This is a genomic window from Moorella sp. E306M (assembly GCF_006538385.1).
In the GTDB taxonomy this organism is placed as follows: Bacteria; Bacillota; DSM-521; order Neomoorellales; family Neomoorellaceae; genus Neomoorella.
In genome coordinates, this window is sequence record NZ_BJKO01000001.1 from 2731341 (window position 1) to 2749712 (window position 18372).

An 18372-nucleotide genomic window follows, 5' to 3' on the forward strand; every position below is an offset into this window, starting at 1 on the left:
CTGTCAACACATGATTGAAAAGAAGGTGTTTCCATGTTCCCCCTTATCGCTTTCCGCAAAAACATTCTTTTCACCGCCCAGGGCGAGGCCTACGCCCTCTACCGCATGCCCGGCCAGCCGTACCATTTTCTGCCCCTGGACCACCGCCGAGCCGCCGTGGCCCGCTTCGAGGAATTGCTGTTCGGGCTGGAAGGAAAGGGCCAGATCCTCCTTTTGTGGGAAGAAAAAGACGTTGACGAGGGCGGGTACTTGGCGGCTGCCGCGCCGGACCTCGCGGCCGCCCCGCCGTGGCGGAAAGAGGAAGCCGCCCGGCACGCCCGGGCCGCCCGGGCCGCTTTGAACCGCGGGGCGCGCATCCGGCGGCGCTATTTAGCCGTCCAATTGCCGCTGCGCCGCGAAGAAGGGTGGGGGTCGCTGGCCGAGGCCGCCCGCGAGGTCGGCGACGCGGCCCTGTCGCTCTTAACGGGCCTGCGGCCGGAATACGTCTCGCCGAAAAAGGTGGAGATGGCCGTGACGGCGGAAGACGAGCTGGCCCGCCGCCTGCGGGGGTACGGGTTGAAGAGGGCCGAATTCGCGGATGTCGATTTCATCATCCGCCGTGCGGCGCGCCGCTACGGCTTGCTGCCGCTGCCGCTCCCTTCCCGCGACGAGGGCAGGTTCACGCCGGGCATGATCGCCGCGTTCGCCGAGGGGGCTTACGTGGAAGAGAAAATAGATTGTGTCATCGTGCGGGACGGGACGGGCCGCAGCCACGCCCAGGCCTTCGTGACGTTCGCGGATATGCCGAAACGGCTTAAAGAGACGGAAGACGAGTTTCTGTCCGTGCTCGACTTTCTCGGCGACCCTGTAGACGCGGCCATACATTTCGAAATCATCCAACCGTACAAAGCGGCGGCCAAGGTGAGGGGCAAGAGGGCGTTCCTAAAAGGGCAGATGAACGAAGCTTATTCCGGCGGCGGCGAGCCGACGGAGACCGAAGAGCTGGGCCTCCACGACAGCCGTGCCCTGGAAGCCAAGGTGGAATCCGGCCAGCCGCTGGCCCGTGTGGGGATATGCTTTGCGGCGTCCGGCCCGGACGCCAGGGCGGCCGCCGTGGCGGCCAACAGGCTCGTGCAGCGCTTTTCCTCCCGCGGCTTCCGGGCCGTCCGGCCGTCCGGCGTGCAGCTCAAATGTTTTTACTCCTTTCTGCCCGGCGCGCCGTCCGGCGCCCCGATGGTGGAATGCGACCCCGGCTACGTGGCCGCCGCCGGGCCGATGGCCGCGGCGGAGCTGGGCGACCCGAAGGGCTTCTTCCTGGGGTGGAGCGGACCGGCGCCCGTGTTCTGGTCGCCCGGCCGCCCGGCCCTGGAGCTCAACAAGACCAACGCCGCGCTCGTCACCGGGAGCTTGGGCGGCGGTAAAAGCGTGGTCTCTAAGACGCTGGCCTATTATGCGATCCTCGCCGGCGGCGTCGGCTTCGCCGTCGACCCGAAGAACGAGTACTACGTCTTCGAGCGGATTTTCCCCACCCGCCGCCTAGATTTGAGCCCCCGCGGCGGAACTCGGTTAAACCCGTTCATGCTTTCTGCCGACGAGCAGAGGGCCAGGGCCGTCGCCCTCGACTACCTGGCTATGGCGCTGAACGTCGGGGACAACGAAGCCCGCCGCGTGGCCGTGGCCCAGGCCGTGGAGATGGTCTTCTCGCTCCCGCCGGAGAAGCGGGACATGGACGCCGCCCTGGGCGTCTTCCGCATGATTGCCGACCAGAGCCCCCACCAGGCCGTCAAGGAAGAGGCCGGGCAGTGCGCCTTGCTTATCGAGTATCTGCGGGCGTCGGACGTGGGGTCCCTCGTCTTCGGCCGCGCGTCCGGCGCGGCGGCGGCCGGGCCCGCCGCGGGGTCGGTCGTGTTCACTACAGTCAACCTGAAGGAATTGCCGCTGCCGCGCCGCGGCGCTTCTGCCGCCCGCATGACCGAGAGCGAGCGGCAGGGTTTGGCCCTGATGTACCTGGCGGCGGCTATGGTGCGTGAGATGGCGTTCGGCCTGCCGCCGACCGTTTTAAAGTGCCTCATCTTTGACGAGGCGTGGATGCTTTTCGCCGTGCCTGAAGGTCAGAGGCTCCTGGAAGAGATCGTGCGCGTGGGGCGGTCGTTCAACGTGGTCCCCGTCTTGATCTCCCAGAACGCCAGCGATTTTTTAGAGTCTAAAGTCATCGTCAACAACGTGAGCAACGTCTTCTGCTTCCGGGCTTCGGACGCGGAAGAGGTGGAAGCGGATTTACGTTTCTTAGGGGCCGACCCGGAAGCTCTGGACGTGCGGTTCTTCGCCGGGATGGAATCCGGGACGGCGGTCTTCCGGGACGCGGAGGACCGCATCGGGGTGGTCCGCATCGACCCGCAGCCGCCGTACCTGCTGGAGCTGTTCGACACGAGGCCGAAGGGCGGGGCGAATTGAAACACTTGAAACAAAACTTTTGTTGCATTTATAACAATGCGATTAAGCCTTGATTCTTAAAGAAAAATTGATTTTAGATTAATGTTTCAAGCCGGGTTTTTGATCCCGGCTTTTTAATTTTTAAACACAATGAAGAAAGAAGGTGCATACCCTCATGTTTTCCATCCATAGATTGACCCGCGTCATCAACGACTGCGAACGCGGCCCTGACGGCGTGTGGAGGGTAGTCCGGCGGCGGCGCGTGCCGGTGATGGTCGCGGAGACTGATGACCCGCGGGTCATGGCGGTGCTGGAAATGCTGGACCGGAAGCTCAACCCGGCGGCCGACATCGAGATAGAGGTGGACGACTATGTTGTTGGCGAAATTATCGACGAAGAATAGCCGCAATTTTAAACGTCTCGTCGCCGCCCTTTTGCTGGTCGCCGTCACGCTGGCGGCCGCCGCGCCGGCGTGGGCGGCCCAGCGGCAGTTTATCGGCGACGAGCCGGCCGACCAGAACAACCTGACGGGCGACGTGGCGGCCGAGCGGCAGATGGAATACTTCCTGCTTCCACTCAACCCCAACAGCGTAGCGGTGGCCGGTGGGCTGACGGGGGAAGCTCTGATGGTCGGAAGCGGTCCGGCAGGGATCATGGCGGGGCCGCTTTTATTGACCCTGTCCGCTTTGGGTAACTATAAAGGTCTCCCGTGGCAGAACTGGCCAATGGGGCGGTACCTCTTCTGGCACTACCCGCCGGACAAAATGCTGGGCTTTTTACCGCAGATGAGCGGCATTACCCTCTGGGTGATGGATACAATCGCCAACGGCATCTTTTCGATAACCAAATATCTGGTCACGGTCGGGATAAACGTCATGTTTTTCGCGTTTGACACCAATTGGCTCGCGGGGGTGGCCGACTGGGTCGGCGCGGCGGCCCGCGACATCTTCTCGTTCAACGGCAAGTCGTTCGCAGACGTGGCCTTGAAACTATCGCTCATCCTTTTCTTCGTCCTGGCCATGCAAAAGCTGCTGGCCGGCCAATTGGCCGGCACGGTCAAATCCCTGATCGTGGCCATGCTGTCGTTGACGGCGGTTTTCCTGTACACCCTCGAAGCACCCCGAATAATCCGGGGAGCGATATCTTTGACGGACGGCGTGGCGGGCGTCGCTTTAAGCTCTTCGGCCCATTTCTTCTGGCAGGAACAGAACCCGGACCAATTCAAAAGTGACCTCGACAGGGGGCTGGCCAACGCCGGGACGGCCGTGTGGCAGGCGTGCGTGGCCCAGCCTTGGGCGGCGGCCATGTTCGGTACGTCTGACCCAAATAAACTGAAAATCACTGATGAAGAATGGTCCATTATGGATAAGAGCGTATTTCAGGACAAAAACAAAATCGCTGAACTCGACAAAAAGGTCCAGGACGGCACCCTGTACGCCGACACCCTTTTCCTGGCGTGCGGCGACGACAAATCCCGCGACGCCGTGGCCGAGATGCTGGGCCAGGTGTCCACCTTGACCACGGGCGGCACGTTAGAAAAAATAGGTAAGGAGATAGGGAATAAGACTGGCCTTTATCAAAGCAGTCCAATCAACCACGGGCAGCACCCCGGGTCGGTCGTAGGCTTCGCGCCGTCGACGGGGAGCGTCTTACAGCACATGGGCGTGGCGGTGATGACGGTAATCCCCGCCGCGGCGTTCCTCCTGCTGGTCCTCATAGTGGGCGGGATGATCATCTTCAGCCAGATCGTGCTCGTCCTCCTGCTCATCTTCGCCCCGGCGGCGCTTTTCGCCGCCATGGTGCCGGACGCCGGGTGGGCGCTGGCGGCCCGCTATTTTAAGACCATGGCCGCTTTCCTGGTCAACAAGCTGATCTTCGGGATTTACCTGGGCGGGCTGCTGGCCGTCGCCACGGGCGTCGTGAGGGGGATTTTGGGATGATCGGGCTGGCCATGTTGATATTGACGGTCCTGTTCGCCGGCGGCACGTTTTTTTCATTTAAATACAGGTCGATGCTGATGGGCGCCGTCCAGCGCGGGAGCGAAAGGGTACATCAGAATATCCAGCGGAACCCTGTCTACCGCTACGCCGGCCGGATGGGCTCGCGGGGCATCCTTGGGCTGTTAAAGGAATGGGGTCCTCTCGGGGAAGGGCTCGGTTTGCTCTGGCAGAACTACCGCATGCATCGGGACGTCCGCAACGAGTTTGACGAGGTCGAATCAGAGCTGCGCCAGACCCGCGAGGACATAGCATCCGCCCAGGCGTCGTCGGCCCCGACTTTCGTGTTTGTCGAAGGGGAGACGGCGGACGGCAGATCCGGGAGGCTGCTCGGCGAGGGTACGGGCGGCAGCCGCGAGCCCGTGCGGCTCGCGCAGATCGGCCCCGACACCTGGGCCTACCCCGGCATTGAGGTGGTTTCCGGCGAAAAAACGCCCGGCACGAGCGCCCGCAGCAGGGCAAGGCTGGCGCCCGGCGTCGAGGTCCGGCCGCCGTGGGCTGACGGCGGCGACGGCGACAGGGCCGACGCCCTGCTGGGCGGGTACGGCGGCCGACCGGTCTATGACGAAGATGTACCGGACGGCGGCGCCGCGGCCGACCGCGGAAGCCCGCTGGAGGGTTATACGCGCCCGGGAGAGGCCGCGGGAGTCAGCGGGCACGGTGTAGATACTGCGGCTCCGGGTGAAGGCGTGGGGGCGCCGGAAGAAAGGGCGCGGATTGAGTCGGGCGTAACAGGGAAAGGCACGCAACGGCCAAACGTGATGCAGGTGCGGCCGCCGCGGACGGCCGCGCCGCCCTTCGAAGCGGCGGTTCCGCAGCGTCCCGGCGTTAACCCGGCGGCGCGACCGGAAGCCCCGGCGTCTTCCGAAACCCGGCAGGATACGCGGCCCGTTTCTGGAACCCGGCCGGAGACGCCCGCGGTTTCCGGGGACGGCGTGGGGACGCGGGACGACAGCGGAGCGGGTAGCGCGGTGCCCGGCCCGGCGGTCGGCCGTGCGGACGCTGGCGCGGCGGGCCGAGGTGACCGCCCCGGCGGCGTGAATCCCCCGGCGGGGCGGCCGGGGCCGGCGGTCGGCGGCGTGCCGTCTGGCGGTGCCGCGCCGGTTAGGAATTTTTCTCCTGAAGCTATGCCGCACGGCCGGGGCTTCGGGGCCAGCACGGCGGCGAATCCGGAGACGCCAGCGGCACCGGGCAGCAGCACGCCTGGGTCTGATAGCGGCGGGGATGCGTAGGTTTCCCGCCGCTTTGTTTTGGGGAGACAGCTTTAATCTAAGGCCGATTTTTGTGTGGAAAGGATGATCGCATTGTCAAATCTTGTTTCTACCTCTCTTTTAAAACCGCACCCCAAAAACGGCGAATACTTTTCGGCCCCGTCTCCGGAAGAGCGGGAAGCGATCAAGCGGAGCATACAAGCTCAGGGGATACGCGACCCGCTTAAAGTTCTGCCGGACTACACCGTAATTGCCGGGCACGTGCGGCTGGAAATCGCGAAGGAATTGGGGATCGAGAAAGTCCCGGTCGAGGTCTGGGACGTCTCGCCGGAAGAGGCGGAGTATTTGTTGGTGGCGGATAATGAAGAGCGCCGCATTTGCAATGATCCTATCAAAAAGGCAAAGCGGGCAGAATTTTTGAAGCGGTATTGGGGTATACGGGAAGGTCGTCCTGAAAAACTGGGTAAAAATTACCCAGTTTTTAAGACACTTGATGATGTTGCTAATGCTATTGGCGAGAATCGTGAAAACTTAAAAAAGCTTCTTAAACTCAATGACCTTATTCCTGAATTTCAGCAGTTTGTCTCCCAAGGCAAGCTTTCCCAGATTGCGGCCTATTCGTTGGCCTTTCTGCCGCCCGGGGAGCAAAGGCAACTCCTCGATATTTTAGGCGAATCTGGCGTCTGCGGCCTCTCCGTCAAAGAGGCCCAGAACCTCCGTCGTGAGATTGAAGCTGAACGTAAACGGGCGGAAGAGCTCGCCCGAAAGCTGGCCGAGAGCGAGAAAGCCCTGGCGGACGCTAAAGAGGGTTCCGACGAGGCCGCGAGGCTGAAAGCCGAAATAGACGCCTTGCGGAAAGAGAACGGGGAGCTGAAGGCACGGCAGCCGGAAATAGTGGAAAAGGTTGTAGAAAAGGTAGTTTATAAAACCGATCCTAAAATGGAGATTGAACTTAATGCCGCACGTGTCAAGCTGCAAGAGTTTGCTGACGAATTAGCGTCGGTTCGGTCTCACGCCGAATTTTTAGCCCAACAGCGACAAGAATTGCTGACGAAAATAGAACGGATTAAAAAGGAAAAAGAAACTTTAGAGCGGCACTATGAAACTGTCAAAAAAAGTTTGATACAGGAAAAGAGTTTTAAAGAAAAACTGCCTGAGATTCCTTTGAAAGCGGAATTTGACCGCGTCACTTCTTTGACAACGGAGTTTTTACTGGTAACAGAAAAAATAATGCGTGCCCCGGATAAAGTGAAGGAATATGTAAGAATGATGAAATCCGCAGGAATTGTGGAAAGTAGCGATGCTGAAAAAGCCCTCGGCAAATTAGTTCGGGATATAGAAGTTTTGTTTGGAGCCCGCCTTCATGTGCTTGGATTACAATTGCTCGCTGTGCGAGCTACAGAACTTTTAGATTTATTAAACGAAGGTTTAACGGGGAAAAAACAGCTCAAAGTTCTTGAGGGAGGTAAAAAACATGAAACAGAAATCGACCGGAAGAACCTTGGCTGAAACCTTTCTTGCCATACTGGAAGAAAAGTATCCTGAAGGTGTGACTACACGTAGCATCGCTATACGTCTGTTCGGAAATGATTCCTTGGAAAACCGAATCCGCGTGCAAAGATTAGCCAGAACTCTTAGAAAAATGGGCCACTCTGTTTGGGGATACCGGGGAGTATACTGTTTAGATCCAGAATCAGGTTTTTTAATAGCGGTTGGCAAAGATCGGGCGGCGACGACTAAAGGCATCGCGGCTTCCAATCTGGCGATCTTAAAAACGTTCAAAGAATCGATGCCATCTTGGGAAGAGCGGGAGAACTATATGAAGATGCAACGTGAACTCGCGGAAGAACTTATAAAAATCGCCAAACGACTCAGCAATTTTTAGGGGATTGACCCACCATGCCTGCGCCCGCAGCGGCATACGCCGTTAAAAAAGCCGCGGCTTACGCCGCCGAAAACCCCGGCCGGGCGGCCGCCCTCGCCGTCGCGGCACTCGCAATCCCGCTCGTTCTTGCGGCGGCGCTTTTGATGATCGTTTTCGCCCCCATCGCCGCCCTGGGGCCGAACATAACCTCCGGCTTCCGCTCCGGCGCCCCAACGGGGGCCGCCCTGGCGGACATACCGGCGGACCACCTGCCCATATTCCTGAAAGCCCAGGAAAAATACGGCGTTTCGTGGGCCGTCCTGGCCGCCATAGCCAAGATCGAATCGGACTTCGGACGCAACATGAACACTTCGAGTGCCGGGGCCATAGGCTACATGCAGTTTATGCCGGCGACCTGGGAAGCGTACAAGCAAGACGGCGACGGGGACGGCCGGTGCGACCCCTACGACCCCTGGGACGCCGTCTTCTCGGCGGCCAACATGCTCAAAGCCGACGGGTTCGACAGCGACCCCCAGGGGGCCGTCTACGCCTACAACCATGCCTGGTGGTACGTGCGGAAAGTCTTTGAGCAAGCGGCGGAATATTCTTCGTCCATGTTACCGGCCGCCAACGGCGTGTGGCCCTTGCCATCGCAATACCGGGAGATTACCTCGCCTTTCGGTGAACGAATCAACCCGGTGACGGGGAAACTTTCGTTCCACGAAGGGGCCGACATCGCCGCGCCGGAAGGCACGCCGGTCTACGCCGTTTTAGGCGGGACAGTGACTTTCGCCGGGTGGGACAACGCTTTGGGAAACTGCCTGGTGGTGTCTTCCCCCGGCGGGGTGCGGGTCATGTACGGCCACCTGTCCGCGTTCGCGGCGGCTGCCGGGGACCAGGTGGCGGCCGGGCAGACGGTGGCCTACACCGGCAACACGGGGTGGTCCACCGGGCCGCATCTGCACTTGCAAGTCGAGGTCAACGGCCGGCCGTGCGACCCCTTGGAATGGCTGGGCGCCGCGCCCGGCGGAAGCGGCGGGGCGGCCGGGCCGGGCGGGGCTGGGAATTATTAAAAAGAGGTGATTTTAGTGCGTTCATTGAAAACATCGGCGGCACTTTTTTGTATTGTTCTTTTATTTCTCGTCCCCTCGCCAGCTTCGGCCAACCCCTATACGCTGTGGGACGGCGGTAATTGTTGCTGGTACGTTTGGGAAATGGCGAAAGAAAATTGGGGCGTCTATCTTCCGTGGGTAGGCGATGCCCGCAATTGGACGAACCTCGACGGTACGATGATTTCTAAGGATGGCCGAATTTATCGTGTTGAAGCGGTTGACGAACCTTCCGCTAGTTCTATCATGGTACTTCAGCCAAAAACGCTCGACATGCTTAACGGCAACAAACCATATCCTAACAATATTTACGGGCATGTTGCCTGGGTAGATTCAGTTTCAAGTTTGAAGATATTTGCTGACAGCACTACCTATTTTTGCCTGGGTGGAAGATTATCCACGTGCGGGAATCTAGTATATGGCCGCCGGAAGGTTGGGACACCTGGCGCGGTTGTGCCTATCGGCGACAGGTTTACCTCTGGCCACCCTGGGGAATGGACGGCGTGAAATTTTTACGGTTGGCCGCCGCCGGAACGAACGGCGGCCTGGGGGCGATAGAAGTAGGCGTAAACTATTGAAACCATATTTTAATATTAGGTTTTTGCAATATTTTATTACAAACACCGTAATATCACACCTTCCCGCAACGGGAAGGCTTTTTTTATGTTCCAAATTTCAAAAAAGGAGTGGTTCCTGTGAGATACGCGAGCGGTTGAACAAGCCGCTGTTGACCCCTCTCCAGGAAGCGGTGTGGGACGCGGTCGTAGGTTGGGCGAAAAACCACTTAAAAGAAAGCAACGCCCACCGTTGACGTCTTATCTTTGAGTGGGGCAAAGTTGTGGGAAAAAGACTTTATGGCAGAGGTTGGTGTTCGATGCACGAAGCCAGGCGTTTTTGCGGCGACCCCCGGGCGGCCCAGGACCTGGGCCGGGTCTTGCGCCGGATTTTGCTGGAAACGGCCCCCGGCCTTTCTTTCCCGCCGGTGGTCGCCTGTATCGGTACGGATCGGGCGATGGGTGACTGTCTAGGGCCGCTGGTCGGCACCTTTTTAAAGAAAAAACATCCTGAATGGCCGATATTCGGCACCCTTGCCGAACCGCTTCACGCCCTTAACCTGCCGGAAACGCTGGAAATTATCCGTACCAGGCACGCTGGGAAGCCTGTTATCGCCGTAGATTCGGCATTTGGCGAAACTTTCACCAGCGTGGGGGATATTTGTATTCGCAAAGGAAGCTGCCAGCCGGGTTCGGGGTTGAACAAAAATTTGCCCCCGGTAGGGGACGCCTACCTGACAGGCGTCATCAATGTCGGGACAGGAACCGCTCTGGATCTTCTCACGCTTCAAAACACCCGGTTGTACCTGGTGTGGCGGATGGCAGAAGTTATAGTGGAAGCGATTGAAATCGGGATCGGAGATCAACAGCAGGCGGGGATGGAAGCGGCGGTTTTAACTACCGCAAATTGATTTATTATTTTTTTTTCGCTATCTTAGGTTTGCTTTGACTTGAAAATGATAATGTAGACGCTGTTTCTAATAAATAGTTAAGCCTATTGGAACTACGTTTCATTAACTCTTTAAAAGGTATTTTAACAGGATATTCCACTACAGTTTGAAGGGCTTGAAATATTTTTTCCGCTTCACTCATCTTTAATAAGTTTACGTTGATGCATAACCAAAGTATTTCCCAGTGGGCAATACAAATAAGTTCGCTCCATTCTTGAATCAATCGTTTAGCTGTCCGATCATCAGTAAGCAGGATCTGAATACCTAATTCATGTGCAATAGCGGAAGCTTCAAGTTCACCAGGATCGAGACTATACCGATAAGTTTCTATGTAAGAGAGGATGCTATGTTTTTGTTCACGGGTTAAATCGTTTTGTGGGTTGGAAATATCGATACTTTTAAGCCAGCCCTCTTGTTGAGCAGCATGAAGACTAAGTCCTCTTGCTTGTAATCCGATTTTTAGCTCAGCTTCTTCAAAGACCTTTTTAGGAACAATAACTTGATTAAATAGCTGTCCCAATAAACTTAAAAAACCTGCTTTGCAAAATTTCACTAGAATATCCGCGTCACTTACGCAAATCCTGAAAGGTTTAGTCATAGTATGGTTCAAACCCCAATTCATTCGGTGTTTTGTTCCATAGGGACAGCAGATATTTTACTTTACCGAAACTGACTAGACCTTTCTCGTAGTTATCATGGAGACTTTCAATTAGAATTCGTGGTATTTCAGGAGATGTTTCCTCAATTAAACTAGTTGAATATCCCATTTTTCGGGTAAGAGTTTTTAACGCATCTGCATGCTCTGGAGAAGCCATCTTACGGAGTTTGCCATAAATGGGTCTAGATATAATTTCCGCCTGCAATAAGGCATTTAGAATAGCGCTATAACTAACATGAAAAATTTGTTGCATCTTAATTACATGTTTTGGGGTTATGAATTGACACTTATCATTTCCAAAACATTCCCGCCAAATGCTTCTTACGCCGTCAAGGGGCATTAAAAAGGCTCCAGCAAATGCGTCCGCTACAATCTCACTAGGGTCATTTTGGTCTTGTTCAGGATTACATATTCTGGCATTGAGATCCTTATCGTATAATAAATGCTTAAATTCATGGGCGGCGGAAAAAATTTGATGTCCCAATGTTCTTTTTGTGTTTAAATAAATAAAAGTGTAACCTTCCAAGTTTTTAGTGATAAATGCTGAAAGTTTTGGATTATCGCTAGGATATCTTAAAAGAATAACATTAAATCTTTCAATCAACCCAAATATATCACTAATAGGTTCTATCCCTAAGCCTAATTCTCTCCGGCAACGAGAAGCCAAATCTTTACCTTCTTGTTCTAGTTCTTTTTTTTCTTGCCTACCAATTTTGGCCATCTTGTACCCTCCGGAGCTTGAGTTGTCCTATAATTTCCCGAATAAGGTTTTCTATTTTATTCACAGCACCTAAAAACTCCGGATCTTCTTCTGAACCAGTTGCCCTAAAACGTGCAATAAGATTTTCTTCTTGAACTGGTTCCGTAAGAATATCAGTGGTCGTACCAAGATAATCCGCTATGATCCTTAGCTCAACGCTGGTAATAGCTTTTTTGCCAGATTCAATTTTAGTTACCACAGGCCTGCTTACCTGTAAAACTTTTGCTAAATCTTTCTGCGATACCCCTTTTTTTTCCCGAAGATCTTTTATTCTTTGTCCAATTTCCGAAAAAGATGGCGCGCGCACAAGCATTCCTCCTTTGGTAACATTATATTACCATATTTTATGATCAAAAATCAATTAGTATCAAATCATTACATCAATTTTTGAGGGGGAATTTAATATTGAAGACTATCGTCATCACCTCCCCCGCTACGGACGCCGGCAAGACCTTCATAGCCTGCCATCTGGCCGCGGCCGCCGCGGAACGGGGCGTCGCGACGGCCCTCCTCGATTTCGACCTGGCCGTCGGGGACATGGTGCGGGTGCTGGGGCTGGAGGAAGAGGCACGCCGCCCCCACCCGACGGTCGCCTCGTGGAAAGACTACCGCGACCCGGCGGCGGCCGCTTTGAAAGGGCCGGGCGGCGTGGCCGTCTTCCCCAGGCCGGAGAACCCGTTCGAAAGCGTTTCACGTAGGGACGTGGAAGCGTTTTTAAACTACCTCGCTAATTCCTTCGAAGCGGTCGTGGTCGATGCGGGGGCGGACGTAGGCTCGGAATGCTGGGGAGTCCTGACTGCCGCGGCAGACGAAGTGTTGCTCGTAACCGATTGCGACGAGAAAGCCGTCTTCAGGGTCAAACAATTTCTGGCGAAATACGGCCCGGCCGTCACCGGCAAGTGCAGGCTGGTGGTGAACCGCCGGGAAGCGGCGTCCCGGTATTCGCCGCGGGACATGGAGCGTATCCTGCGCTCGACAGGCATGGCGTTCAAGGGCGTCTCGGAAATCCCGTTCGATCCGGGCGTCCGCCGGGGCGGCCTGCCGTCCCCCGACCCGAAAAGCGCCGCCGGGAAAGCGGTGCGCGGCCTCGCGGCCGCGGCGTTCGGCTTCGTTCCCGGCGACACGCCTGTCCACGAAAGACGGCTTCCCGTCTTTTCCCGGTTCGGGAAACTGCGGGCGGTGGCTCCCCCGGAGCGTGAAAACGCTGGCGGCGTGGAGGGACGTGCGGCCGCCAATTCCGCCGGCGGGCCGGGATACGCAGCGGCGCCGGAGGCAGACCGCGACGCCCCGCAGGGGCGCCCCGCGGTGCCCGGCGTGCCGGGAGCTCCGGAGGGAGGGCTGGCACTGTCCGGCGCGGGCCCGGCACGTCCTGTCTACAGCGGAAAGGAGGGCAAAAATGTGGCGTTTTGGAGAAAATTGTTCAAACGCGGCGACGCGGCCGGAAATCAGAAAGCCAGCACGCTGAAAGCGGGACAAATTGCGGCCAGGAAAACGGGGTCGGCTTTCGAAGCAGCCCTCCGCGCGGACGGGTCGCCGTTCCGGGGACCCGGACGGCCCGCCGGCGGCCGGGGGGATTCGGCGCCCGGCGGGATGCCCGCCCCGGAAACAGCAACAGGCGAAACTGGAGCCGCCGCTGCGCGACCGCTGGTCGTCTGTTTATTCGGGCGGCGGTCGGAGTCCCTGGCCGGGGCCGCCGCCGGGCGGGGTTTCCGGCCTGTTACGGGCGCGCCGGGCAGGGACGTGCGGCCCGCCGCCGTCATAGCGGACGTGGAGCTTCTGCCGTCGCTGGGCGACCCCGGATGCCCGGTGATAGGGCTCAGTTCGGGAAAGTTGAGCGACCTGCTCGTTTCGTCCGAAAAGGCCGCCGTGGCACTTAACGGCGAGGCCGCCTTGGAATTCGCCGCCAAGGCGTGCGGCATAGGCAGCGATAGCCGGGGGGACGAACGGAAACCCCCAGATGTCTCACCTCCGGCGGTCGGGTCCGCCGGGCGTGCGGCCGCCCCTTACGCGGGCGCCGCAGTTCCGCCGCCTCCCCGCAGGGGCGTGGTGATAGCGTTTTATTCGGGCACCCAGGCCCAGCAGGGCAAGACTTCCCTCGCGATAAACGCGGCGGCGCTCATGGCGGAAAAAGGCATGACGGTCTGCCTGGTGGATTTCGACACCGGAAAAGCCGGCCTGACGCGCCTCTGCGGGTACAACGAGGACGACCCTCCCGGCTGCGACCTGGCGACTTTTTTTGAAAGGTCTACGCCGGCGCGCGGGCCCGCGGGCACGTCTCTGGTGGCCGCGCCGCTGCCGGAGAGGGAATGGTTCCCCGACCCCGCCCAGGCCGGACGGCTGGTGGCGGACCTGGCGGCCAGGTACGACGCGGTGGTGCTCGATTTCGGGGCCAGGTTGATCTCGCCGTCCGTCAAGGCGGCGCTGCGGCAATGCGACCGCATCTTTATAGTGGCCCTGCCGCACCGGACGGCGGCGTCGACGGTGGCGCGCTTGCGCGGGCAATGGCTGGCCGAAATCGGCGGCGAACGGGTGGCGGTTATCGTCAACCGCGTGGGGTACCGGGACAGCAACATATCTCCCAGGAACGTCGCCCAGCTTTTAGGCCGCGAGGAGTTTTTCGAAATCCCCGACGACCCGGCCGTGGCGGCGGCCGAAGACGGGGCGGCCCGCGGAAAGCCTTACGACCCTCCCTCACTCAAGAAAAAGAACCCCGTCCGGCGGGCGCTCCTCTATATCTTGGAATCAGCCTGCATTATAGGCCGGGCGGCGAAGGAAGGATGATTATGCTGGACGGCTTTTACATGCATTACCAGCCCATTTTCTACCTCCAGGACCCTGCCCAGGCGATAGGCTACGAAGCCCTCCTGCGGCACCCGGCAGGGTGGTCGCCGTTCGACCTGCTGCGGGAGGCGCGCCGTGCCGGGGCTATCCCCGTGTGGGAACTGCGGGTGCTGGAGAGGGCGGTCGAAGAGGTTCTGGCGGCGTCTTCGAGCACGCTTTTTTTCAACCTCACTCCGGAAGCGTTCGCGGATATGGCTTTTCCTTTGCGGGCCGCCCGCCTGGTGGAATCCAGGGGGGCGACCACCGCGAGGGTGTGCGTGGAGATATCCGAGCAGGGGGTGTACACGTTAAAAGAATTCGTCCGTTCCCTCCAGGAATGGGTCGACCGGGGGTTTTTCATAGCCCTGGACGATTTCGGGATGCAGAGGGCGAACCTCGACCTGGTACTCAGCGCGCATCTGGATTACGTGAAAATCGACCGCGCCCTGGTGGAAGGGGTGGCGTGCGACAGGCAGAAGCAGAAGCTCCTGGCCGGTTTGGTGGAAGGCATCGCCGGCTCTGGGGCCTACCCTATCCTGGAAGGCGTGGAAAAAGAAGAAGACATGGCGTGGCTGGCAGAGACGGGGTGGGACGTTGGCATACAGGGGTTCGTGATGGCCCGCCCGTCCGCTTTTTCCAATTTTGTTTCTTAGAGAAGATTTTTTGGTTGAGGGGGAATTTATTCGATGTTGCTGCAGCGGATGCTGACGAACGCCGACGCTCAAACCCGCGGCCGCATATCGAGGTTTTCCGGCGTGGAATGCCTGCCGCTGGACGGGGCCGCCGCTGGGCCGGGTTCGGTAGTGGTGCTCGCCCGCCCGCGCGACGCCCGTCTCTTGAGCGAGACGTTATCTTCCGTGGCCACAGCCGCGAGCCTCGGCGTGCCGGTAGTGGTGATAGCCGGGGCGAAAGACGAAGCGGGGAAAACGCTCTTCCGCGAAGCCAGGCTATGCGGCGTACCCCCCGAGTGCGTCCTTTTCGTAGAAGACGGCAAAGTGGTGGATGCCGCAGGCTCGGCAGCCGGCGAAGCGTTACGGGGGAAAGGCATAGGCGTCGGCGTGGTAGTGCGGGCGGCCGAGAGGGCGCTCAAAGAAGGCCTCGTGCCCGAGCCAGCGTTCTGGGAAGAAAGCGAAGAGGACAGCGCAGAACCGGCATTTTGGGAAACTCCCCGGGAAGACGGCACGCAGGAAGATGCGGCGGAAAAGTTCGACGGCGGCGTGGGCGGCCCGGCAGAGTCTCCCAAGGGGTCGCCAAAGCCGGACCCGGTCGGCGTTTTCTTCGATTCGGCCCGCGCTTCGGTGGCCGTGTTCGGCATAAAGGGCAACGTGGGGGCGACGACGGTCGCCGCATGCCTGGCCGGCGTTTTGGAGGATTACGACCCGTTGTTCCTGGAAGTGTCGCCCTCGCCGGTCGGGCACAGGTATTTCGCTGAAAACCCGGACCGCTACGCGTGCGTAAGCAGGGACGGTATAAGCGGGAGCGGCCCGCGTCCCTGCGGGATACTGGTGGCCGACGTCGCTTTCAACACGCAGTGGGAGCAGGGCGGCGCCGTCGACACTGCCTACCAGAAAGCGGGATGCGTCGTGCTCGTGACCGACGGCTCGCCCGTGTCTTTCGAGCGGGTCGGCAATTGGGTGAAAGGCGGCTGGCGGCTGGACGTGCTGGTAGTGAACCGCACGCTTTCCGGGGCGGGCTACCCGCCCGAGGTGTACGCCGGCGAATACGGGATCCAAAAAGTGGTCGGTGTGCCCGGCGGTTACGAAGAGGAAGCGGCGGTGAACCAGGCGCTCCAGAGCGGACGTCTGCCCCTGGGCAAGAGCCCCGATTTCGACGGCGCGATTGGACTTTTGGCCAGGATGGTATTGGAAAAACTTGAAAGGGGTGCTGTCCAGTGAACGTGTTCAAGAATTACAGGTATTGGCTGCTGGCGGCGACCGTCTTCGCCGTATTGGCGGCGGCGGCCGCCGTCCAGACCGTGCGGTCGTTCGCCGGCGTCGTGCAAGTGGTGGCGGTAAAGCGGGACGTCGCCGCGAACGAAATGCTCACGGCCAACGACGTGACGCTGGTGGAGCAAGCGAAAGGCTCGCTCTACCCGGACGTGGTGGCGGCCCCGCGGGACGCCGCCGGGATGGTCGCCCGGGGCTTCATACCGGCGGGCACCGTGCTGCGCCGCTCTATGCTCATGCCGCCGCAGCAGGCCGGCGTAGCCGGCAGCGTTGCCGCCCTGGGGGGCGATTACGTGGCCGTGGCCGTGCCGAACACGCTGGGCACCACGGTGGCGGGCACGCTGGCGGCCGGCAACCGGGTGGACATATACTCCCGGGCGAGCGACAAGGAGCCGCCGGTGAAAGTGGCATCGGATGTGCTGGTGCTGCAAGCGGGAACGGTGCAGACGCCCCAGGGGGCACAGCCCACCCAGGGCGTGATCCTGGCCCTGTCGGCTAAGGACCTGGACAAAGTGCTGCCCTATTTCACGGGCGGCAAGGAAAATTCTTTGACTTTCGTCCTGAAACCCCTGGTCGGCGCCGCGCAGCAAGCTAACGCCGGACAGCCGAACGGCCCGGCACTGCCGCAGCCGGACGTCTCCACGCAACAGCGGCCCGGCATTTCCCAGCAGACCGGCGTAACGCCGCCGGCCGTACCCGCGCAGCAGCCGTCCGGTTCGTCCCAGCAGGCCGGTCCAGGACAAACGCCGGCTGAAAAGAAAGGGGCTGAATAAGAGTGTCTCTGCTTTTCGTAGGAGGCTCCCCGGAATTCGTCCGGGAATGCAAAGCCGCGGCGGCCAGACACGGGGCGAAGGTAGGGGGCGAGGCGGCCTCTCCCTACGACGTTTACATCCTGGTGGACAAGGTCAAACCTGACGGGGTGCTGTTACCTTCCCACCCCGAATGGACGAACGTGGCCATCGACCTCGCCCGCGTGCGGCCCAACACTCTGATCTTCGTTTCCGGGCCGGTGAACGCCTCGACGTGGGCACGCATGAGCGAGGCGCGGATCTATTCCGTCCCGGCGGACCCGGAACAGGCGGTGAAAGCGTGCGTCACGGCTTTGGGCCGTCTCAACCCCCAGCGGTTCCGGCTGGACGACATAGAGGTGAAGCCCCCGGAGGTCGCTTCCACCCAGCGGGCCGTGCCTGTGACCGCGCGGACGCTGGTGGTGTATTCCGACAAAGGCGGGGCGGGCAAAACGACGGTGGCCGAAAACCTGGCCGCCCTGATGGGCATGTGGGCGCGGGAGCAGGAGCGTGCCGCAGGGACGCCGTGCAGGGTAGCCCTGCTGGATTTCAACCTCGACGGGTCGACGGGGCTTTATACATGGTTTGCCCTCGGCGACGACCGCAGGCCCAAAACGGCGATACTGTGGGAGGACTTTACGGAAGACACGCTGCAGTGGAGCGCCGTCGCGGGGGCGATGAACTACCACGAGGGGGCGAACGTGTATTACCTGGCCCCGCCGCAGACGGCCGACGAAAAAGTCCGGTTCGGCCGCGACCTGGCGAGCCGGATCGTCGAGGGCTGCCAGAAATTTTTCCATTTCGTGATAGTGGACACCGGCGTTGCCCTCAAAGACCGCGACCCCATCCTCGTGGCCCTCGCTAAAGCCACGGACGTCTTGCTTGTCTGCCGGTTCGAGTACAAAGACATGAGGCTTTTGGCTTCCGCGTACCGCCAGGAGCTGGGGCGCATCCTCGACCCCGCCCGGACGGGCATGGTTTTGAACCGCGTGAGGCCGACATGGTTCACGGTCAGCGATTTCGTGGCGGCTTTTTCACGGGAAGCTGGCGCGGCCGTGCCCCTTAAAGGCGAATTGCCGGAAGAGGCGGCCCTCGGAGACAAGGAGAGCCAGGTGAGCGGGCAGCCCTTCGTGTGCGTCCGCCCCGATTCGCCCTTCACCCGGTCCATGTGCCTGCTGGCGCGGAACATCCTGGGGGTGGACATCGGGATAACGGCGCGGCCTAAGACGGGACTGATGGAAAAGGTAAGGGCTCTTTTCAGCAAAAATCGGCAAAAACGTTGAATTTAAAGGCGGTGGTTCCT

The 18372-nt window shown here is 59.5% G+C and carries 18 protein-coding genes and 1 pseudogene; 15 read left to right on the forward strand and 4 right to left on the reverse strand.

Annotation, left to right across the window (positions count from 1 at the left end; all coding sequences use genetic code 11):
* Window positions 1-33: 33 nt before the first annotated feature.
* The 9 genes from FLZ89_RS14190 (at window position 34) to yyaC (ending at window position 10058) form a co-directional block, all read left to right on the forward strand.
* Window positions 34-2433: an ATP-binding protein gene (locus FLZ89_RS14190; protein ID WP_141305190.1), complete on the forward strand. Its 2400-nt coding sequence runs from the start codon at window positions 34-36 to the stop codon at window positions 2431-2433.
* 154 nt (window positions 2434-2587) lie between these two features.
* Window positions 2588-2815 carry a hypothetical protein gene (locus FLZ89_RS14195; RefSeq protein ID WP_141264545.1) on the forward strand — a complete coding sequence of 76 codons (228 nt, stop codon included), beginning with the start codon at window positions 2588-2590 and terminating at the stop codon, window positions 2813-2815.
* Between the two features lie 223 nt (window positions 2816-3038).
* Window positions 3039-4352: a hypothetical protein gene (locus FLZ89_RS14200; RefSeq protein WP_141264544.1), complete on the forward strand. Its 1314-nt coding sequence runs from the start codon at window positions 3039-3041 to the stop codon at window positions 4350-4352.
* Window positions 4349-5641: a hypothetical protein gene (locus tag FLZ89_RS14205; RefSeq protein WP_141264543.1), complete on the forward strand. Its 1293-nt coding sequence runs from the start codon at window positions 4349-4351 to the stop codon at window positions 5639-5641. The genes FLZ89_RS14200 and FLZ89_RS14205 overlap by 4 nt, the downstream gene beginning before the upstream one ends.
* A 63-nt stretch (window positions 5642-5704) precedes the next feature.
* A complete protein-coding gene (locus FLZ89_RS14210) occupies window positions 5705-7129 on the forward strand; it encodes a ParB/RepB/Spo0J family partition protein (protein WP_172613639.1) in 1425 nt (474 codons plus the stop codon).
* Window positions 7095-7505, forward strand: a complete 411-nt coding sequence (locus FLZ89_RS14215) for a hypothetical protein (protein WP_141264541.1) — start codon at window positions 7095-7097, stop codon at window positions 7503-7505. The genes FLZ89_RS14210 and FLZ89_RS14215 overlap by 35 nt, the downstream gene beginning before the upstream one ends.
* 14 nt (window positions 7506-7519) lie before the next feature.
* Window positions 7520-8557, forward strand: a complete 1038-nt coding sequence (locus FLZ89_RS14220) for a peptidoglycan DD-metalloendopeptidase family protein (RefSeq protein ID WP_141264540.1) — start codon at window positions 7520-7522, stop codon at window positions 8555-8557.
* A gap of 6 nt (window positions 8558-8563) precedes the next feature.
* Window positions 8564-9100: a CHAP domain-containing protein gene (locus FLZ89_RS14225; RefSeq protein ID WP_141305191.1), complete on the forward strand. Its 537-nt coding sequence runs from the start codon at window positions 8564-8566 to the stop codon at window positions 9098-9100.
* Between the two features lie 367 nt (window positions 9101-9467).
* Entirely contained in the window at window positions 9468-10058 is a 591-nt protein-coding gene (gene yyaC, locus FLZ89_RS14230) for a spore protease YyaC (RefSeq protein ID WP_141264538.1), read from the forward strand.
* Between the two features lie 4 nt (window positions 10059-10062).
* Here the strand turns inward: yyaC and FLZ89_RS14235 are convergent, their stop codons facing one another.
* The 3 genes from FLZ89_RS14235 to FLZ89_RS14245 are packed head-to-tail and all read right to left on the reverse strand — an operon-like array spanning window position 10063 to window position 11822.
* Window positions 10063-10695, reverse strand: a complete 633-nt coding sequence (locus FLZ89_RS14235; protein ID WP_141264537.1) for a hypothetical protein — start codon at window positions 10693-10695, stop codon at window positions 10063-10065.
* Complete coding sequence (locus tag FLZ89_RS14240; RefSeq protein WP_141264536.1) at window positions 10688-11476, reverse strand: ImmA/IrrE family metallo-endopeptidase; 789 nt, start codon at window positions 11474-11476, stop codon at window positions 10688-10690. The genes FLZ89_RS14235 and FLZ89_RS14240 overlap by 8 nt, the downstream gene beginning before the upstream one ends.
* On the reverse strand, window positions 11460-11822 hold the full coding sequence (locus FLZ89_RS14245; protein ID WP_172613640.1) for a helix-turn-helix domain-containing protein: 363 nt from the start codon (window positions 11820-11822) through the stop codon (window positions 11460-11462). The genes FLZ89_RS14240 and FLZ89_RS14245 overlap by 17 nt, the downstream gene beginning before the upstream one ends.
* Before the next feature lie 98 nt (window positions 11823-11920).
* Between FLZ89_RS14245 and FLZ89_RS16615 the strand changes: the two are divergent.
* Window positions 11921-12481, forward strand: a pseudogene (locus tag FLZ89_RS16615) (hypothetical protein); the annotation flags it as partial.
* Between the two features lie 479 nt (window positions 12482-12960).
* Here FLZ89_RS16615 and FLZ89_RS16235 read toward each other — a convergent pair.
* A complete protein-coding gene (locus FLZ89_RS16235; RefSeq protein ID WP_253256502.1) occupies window positions 12961-13422 on the reverse strand; it encodes a hypothetical protein in 462 nt (153 codons plus the stop codon).
* Window positions 13423-13561: 139 nt separating this feature from the next.
* On the opposite strand from FLZ89_RS16235, the gene FLZ89_RS16240 reads away from it, so the two are divergent.
* The 5 genes from FLZ89_RS16240 to FLZ89_RS14270 all read left to right on the forward strand — a co-directional run bounded on the left by FLZ89_RS16240 (window position 13562) and on the right by FLZ89_RS14270 (window position 18352).
* Entirely contained in the window at window positions 13562-14296 is a 735-nt protein-coding gene (locus FLZ89_RS16240) for an AAA family ATPase (protein WP_253256503.1), read from the forward strand.
* Complete coding sequence (locus FLZ89_RS14255) at window positions 14293-14988, forward strand: EAL domain-containing protein (protein ID WP_141264533.1); 696 nt, start codon at window positions 14293-14295, stop codon at window positions 14986-14988. Before FLZ89_RS16240 ends, FLZ89_RS14255 begins: the two co-directional genes overlap by 4 nt.
* Window positions 14989-15021: 33 nt before the next feature.
* On the forward strand, window positions 15022-16230 hold the full coding sequence (locus FLZ89_RS14260; protein WP_141264532.1) for a hypothetical protein: 1209 nt from the start codon (window positions 15022-15024) through the stop codon (window positions 16228-16230).
* On the forward strand, window positions 16227-17054 hold the full coding sequence (locus FLZ89_RS14265) for an SAF domain-containing protein (RefSeq protein WP_141264531.1): 828 nt from the start codon (window positions 16227-16229) through the stop codon (window positions 17052-17054). The genes FLZ89_RS14260 and FLZ89_RS14265 overlap by 4 nt, the downstream gene beginning before the upstream one ends.
* A gap of 122 nt (window positions 17055-17176) precedes the next feature.
* Window positions 17177-18352: an AAA family ATPase gene (locus FLZ89_RS14270; RefSeq protein WP_141305192.1), complete on the forward strand. Its 1176-nt coding sequence runs from the start codon at window positions 17177-17179 to the stop codon at window positions 18350-18352.
* Window positions 18353-18372 lie beyond the last annotated feature (20 nt).

Excerpts from the sequence above, each read along its gene's own strand:
- FLZ89_RS14190 (WP_141305190.1), top strand. The coding sequence starts at position 34 with ATGTTCCCCCTTATCGCTTTCCGCAAAAACATTCTTTTCACCGCCCAG.
- FLZ89_RS14195 (WP_141264545.1), top strand. The coding sequence starts at position 2,588 with ATGTTTTCCATCCATAGATTGACCCGCGTCATCAACGACTGCGAACGC.
- FLZ89_RS14200 (WP_141264544.1), top strand. The coding sequence starts at position 3,039 with ATGGTCGGAAGCGGTCCGGCAGGGATCATGGCGGGGCCGCTTTTATTG.
- FLZ89_RS14205 (WP_141264543.1), top strand. The coding sequence starts at position 4,349 with ATGATCGGGCTGGCCATGTTGATATTGACGGTCCTGTTCGCCGGCGGC.
- FLZ89_RS14210 (WP_172613639.1), top strand. The coding sequence starts at position 5,705 with ATGATCGCATTGTCAAATCTTGTTTCTACCTCTCTTTTAAAACCGCAC.
- FLZ89_RS14215 (WP_141264541.1), top strand. The coding sequence starts at position 7,095 with ATGAAACAGAAATCGACCGGAAGAACCTTGGCTGAAACCTTTCTTGCC.
- FLZ89_RS14220 (WP_141264540.1), top strand. The coding sequence starts at position 7,520 with ATGCCTGCGCCCGCAGCGGCATACGCCGTTAAAAAAGCCGCGGCTTAC.
- yyaC (WP_141264538.1), top strand. The coding sequence starts at position 9,468 with ATGCACGAAGCCAGGCGTTTTTGCGGCGACCCCCGGGCGGCCCAGGAC.
- FLZ89_RS14235 (WP_141264537.1), bottom strand. The coding sequence starts at position 10,695 with ATGACTAAACCTTTCAGGATTTGCGTAAGTGACGCGGATATTCTAGTG.
- FLZ89_RS14240 (WP_141264536.1), bottom strand. The coding sequence starts at position 11,476 with ATGGCCAAAATTGGTAGGCAAGAAAAAAAAGAACTAGAACAAGAAGGT.
- FLZ89_RS14255 (WP_141264533.1), top strand. The coding sequence starts at position 14,293 with ATGATTATGCTGGACGGCTTTTACATGCATTACCAGCCCATTTTCTAC.
- FLZ89_RS14260 (WP_141264532.1), top strand. The coding sequence starts at position 15,022 with ATGTTGCTGCAGCGGATGCTGACGAACGCCGACGCTCAAACCCGCGGC.